The organism is Collinsella sp. Sow4_E3 (genome assembly GCF_052116285.1).
Taxonomy (GTDB): domain Bacteria; phylum Actinomycetota; class Coriobacteriia; order Coriobacteriales; family Coriobacteriaceae; genus Collinsella.
In genome coordinates, this window is the sequence record NZ_JBQKLJ010000135.1 from 1 (window position 1) to 407 (window position 407).

Here is a 407-nt window from a genome sequence, read left to right on the forward strand (position 1 = left end):
GGTCTGAGTAGAGTCCGCCAGCGGCGTTGATGAGGGCCTTGTTGCCGCCGCCCGACATCTCGGACCCGTCCTTGGAGATGCGGACCCGGATCGTCGCGGTGCGTGTCCGCGCAGCATCTGCCAGGAGCTGGTTTGCGGTAGCGAGGTCACCCTTCTGCACGGCCGCTAGGATGTCCGTCCGCACAGCGTCCGGCACCCCGTCGAGCTTCGCCTGCCACTCCCTGAGTCGAGCATCCGCAGCGGCCTTCTCCAGCTGGACGGCGGTCGTGATGTCCCGAGGGGTCTTGAACAGCTCGTCCACGTACTTGGTGGCGGCCTCTTTGCTGCCAGTGAACTGGGTCGCGACCTTGATCAACTCATCGCGGTGGCGCCCATGGGTGGCGATGATCGACTCAACACTGTCACCC

1 protein-coding gene is annotated in these 407 nt (G+C 65.4%); it reads right to left on the reverse strand.

The features are described from left to right. The coding region (locus tag ACTQ48_RS11625; RefSeq protein WP_441571095.1) for a hypothetical protein at positions 1–407 on the reverse strand (407 nt) is incomplete at both ends.